The organism is Saccharomonospora saliphila YIM 90502 (assembly GCF_000383795.1).
Taxonomy (GTDB): domain Bacteria; phylum Actinomycetota; class Actinomycetes; order Mycobacteriales; family Pseudonocardiaceae; genus Saccharomonospora; species Saccharomonospora saliphila.
Map to the genome: position 1 here is coordinate 1 of NZ_KB912665.1, position 3,050 is coordinate 3,050.

3 protein-coding genes and 2 pseudogenes are annotated in these 3,050 nt (G+C 73.2%); 1 reads left to right on the plus strand and 4 read right to left on the minus strand.

The features are described from left to right. From SACSA_RS22460 to sigE, 3 genes and pseudogenes are all read right to left on the minus strand, one after another. Positions 1-212, minus strand: a pseudogene (locus tag SACSA_RS22460) (serine protease); the annotation flags it as partial. A gap of 85 nt (positions 213-297) precedes the next feature. Continuing rightward, entirely contained in the window at positions 298-1,137 is an 840-nt protein-coding gene (locus SACSA_RS0110660; protein ID WP_019815761.1) for a zf-HC2 domain-containing protein, read from the minus strand. Then, positions 1,134-1,733, minus strand: a complete 600-nt coding sequence (gene sigE / locus SACSA_RS0110665; protein ID WP_019815762.1) for an RNA polymerase sigma factor SigE — start codon at positions 1,731-1,733, stop codon at positions 1,134-1,136. Before sigE ends, SACSA_RS0110660 begins: the two co-directional genes overlap by 4 nt. 282 nt (positions 1,734-2,015) lie before the next feature. On the opposite strand from sigE, the gene SACSA_RS0110670 reads away from it, so the two are divergent. Next, positions 2,016-2,669: an O-methyltransferase gene (locus SACSA_RS0110670; RefSeq protein ID WP_019815763.1), complete on the plus strand. Its 654-nt coding sequence runs from the start codon at positions 2,016-2,018 to the stop codon at positions 2,667-2,669. 119 nt (positions 2,670-2,788) lie between these two features. Here SACSA_RS0110670 and SACSA_RS26025 read toward each other — a convergent pair. Beyond that, positions 2,789-3,050: pseudogene (locus SACSA_RS26025) on the minus strand (MFS transporter); the annotation flags it as partial.

Consider the following 3,050-nt stretch of genomic DNA (forward strand, 5'->3'; position numbering starts at 1 on the left):
GACGCGGGCGGAGCGGCGCGCGACGCGGGCTGCGTGCCGCCGGAGTCGTCGCGCCGCGTGGTCTCCGGAGCGAACGACCCTTCGACGCCGGGAGGCCGTCCGAACACGGCCTCGGCCGCCGGGTCGACGGGAGGCCGGGAGACGGGGCGCGGCGTGAGCCGCTGCTCGTCCGGCTGGCCGGACTCCCGGCGCGGCGTGGATCGCTCGTTCATTCTTCCCCGGTGGACAGCTTGGTGATCGCTCGGCGTGACCCTACGTCAAGCTTCTCACGCCGATGCTGCCGTCGGGGCGGTGAAGTCAGCGTGGGCCGTGCACGGGCGCGGTGAGCGCCTCCGACGCCGCCGTGTCCGGGGACCCCGTCGTTGACGGGGAAGCCGACGTCGAGGACGACGGCCCCGGAGAGGACGCCGGGGACGGCATCGCCGGCCCACCGGAGTGCGGACCTCCCGCCGAGGTGGAGGGCGGCGCGGTCGACGCCCGGGTGGAGGACGCCTGGGTGGAGGACGCGGCCGGAGTCCGGGGCGTGGCCGCGACCCCGCCCTGGGCACCGAACTGAGCGCGCCACACGCCCGAGGCGGGCGGACCGGGCGCCTCACCGTCGTTCTCGGTGTCGGCTCCACCACCGCCCACGCTGGAGGTGGCGACGAACGCCAGGGCGCTGAGTACGAGTCCGGAGACCACGACACCAGCGCCCTGGGTCGCTCTCCGGCGGGCGGCCCCCAATCGCGGGCCGTTACCCAGGACCGTGGGGGCGGTGCCGAGTGGCGCCGAGGTGCCGAGCGCCCCGTCGCCGAGACCGTCCCGGAGCCCCGCCACGCGGTCGGGACGCTGCACGGCCACGATCTGCCCGTCGGAACCCACGGCGAGGTTGTCGGGCATCGACGGCAGGTCGGTCTGCTGGGGGATCGCCCGCAGGTTCGCCAGGAAGCCCGCCGAGATCGACGGCGTTTCGGCCCCACGAACCGCGGAGCTGGCCGCCCGCTGGGCGGAGACCTCCGCCGCGCAACTGGGGCAGTGGGCCAGGTGCGCGGCCGCGCGCTCCTGAGCGCCGAGCGAGAGCTCCTGATCGACGAACGCCACCACGACGTCCGGCAACAGATGCGACTCGGGCACCCCCCATCCCCTGTTCAGGGTCATACCTGCGCCTCCTGTTTGAGCGCTCGCCTGCGCTCGAGGGACGACTTGAGGGCCTGCCTCCCGCGGTGGATGCGACTGCGCACGGTGCCCAGCTTGACACCGAGCGTGGCCCCGATCTCCTCGTAGGACAGGCCTTCGACGTCACACAGTACGACCGCGGCCCGGAACTCCGGCGGGAGCTCGTCGAGCGCGGCCTGCAGGTCGGGGTCGAGGTGCGTGTTGGAGTAGACCTGCTCGGGGCTCGGATCGTCCCCGACGATGCGGTCGGTGTCGTCCGGCAGGCCCTCCATGCGCACGCGCGACCGGCGACGCGCCATGTCGAGGAAGAGGTTCGTGGTGATCCGGTGCAGCCACCCCTCGAACGTCCCCGGCTTGTACGAGGCGAGCGAGCGGAACACGCGGATGAACGTCTCCTGCGTCAGGTCCTCGGCGTCGTGGGCGTTGCCCGCGAGCCGGTAGGCGAGGCGGTAGACGCGGTCGGCGTGCTCCCGGACCACCTCGTCCCACGTGGGCGGCGTCCACCCGGCGTCGGTGTGGTCCTCGACCGGAACCGGAGCGGTCTGCGTGCTGTCGTTCGGCAGCGGAGGCACCTCCATCGGCCCGTTCCCCTTCACTACTCGCACCAACGTGGCGCGCCCGGCGGGAGTTCCCTCGTCGGCACCCCAGTGTTACCCGTTTTCCTGTGGTTGTAGTGAGGTTGTGCTGAGAGCAGACTGAGAAGCTCCCGTCGAAGCGGTGACCTGCACCGATGTCCGGCCGGACGCACACGCGCGCCTCGGCGCTCGGGCGCGTGGCGGGGCACACACTCCGGGATCACCAAGCGCGCTGCCCGACCTACACGGCGGAGTCACCCCAGCCTCCACGCTAACCTCTGGCGCGTGGACTCCGAGACGCACATCACCGGTTCGGTCGATCTCGGCGAATTTCTCGAGGCGTACCTGCCGGAGGACGAGGCCCTTGCGGGCGCGCGGCTGCGTGCCGAACAGCTGGGGTGCCTGCCGGTGTCGTGCGCGGCCGGGTCCGCGCTCAGCTTCCTGGCCGCGGGGCTCCAGGCGAAGGCCGTGGTCGAGATCGGAACGGGCGCGGGCGTGTCCGGGCTGTACCTGCTCAGGGGCATGACCCGCGACGGGGTCCTCACCTCGATCGACCTCGAACAGGAGTTCCACCGCAGCGCGCGGCGGACGTTCCTCGACGCGGGATTCCCGGCCGGGCGGACGAGACTGATCATGGGAAGAGCCCTCGACGTGCTGCCTCGCCTGACCTCGGGCGGGTACGACTTCGTCTTCGCCGACGCGGCACGGCTGGAGTACCCGCACTACTTCGAGCAGGGCGTCGAGCTGCTGCGTCCCGGCGGGATCATCGCGTTCCACAGCGTGCTGGCGGCGGGCAGCATCGCCGACCCCACCCGGCGTGAACCGGAACTGCTCGCCCTGCGGGACGTGGCCAGAGCGGTACGCGACGACCCCCGCCTGGTGCCGACGCTGCTGCCGCTGGGCAGCGGCCTGCTCGTGGCCGCCGTGGCCACCCCCTGACCTCCTGTACCCCGCCCTGGCGGCGACGGTGGTCACCCCGGACAGGTGGTCAGCACCAAACGGCGCATCCCGAGCCGGTCGAACAGGGGCAACATCGCGGAAGCCCGGCCGGGCGCCGGTCACCCGGGGCGGGCGTGGCCGCGCCCGCCGAGCATCCCGGCGCCGCACGCGGCGAGCGTCAGCCACACGGCGACGGTGCCGACCAGCCATCCCCACCCGGCCCGCCCGTACACGACACTGCCCAGCGTGCCGCCGACGCTGCTGCCGAGGTAGTACGCCAGCGTGTAGAGGCTCGCCGCCGAGGCGCGGGCCCGCGCGGGCGCCTCGACGGCGATCCAGCCGTTGGCCACCGCGTGCGCGGCGAAGAACCCGCCCGTGAAC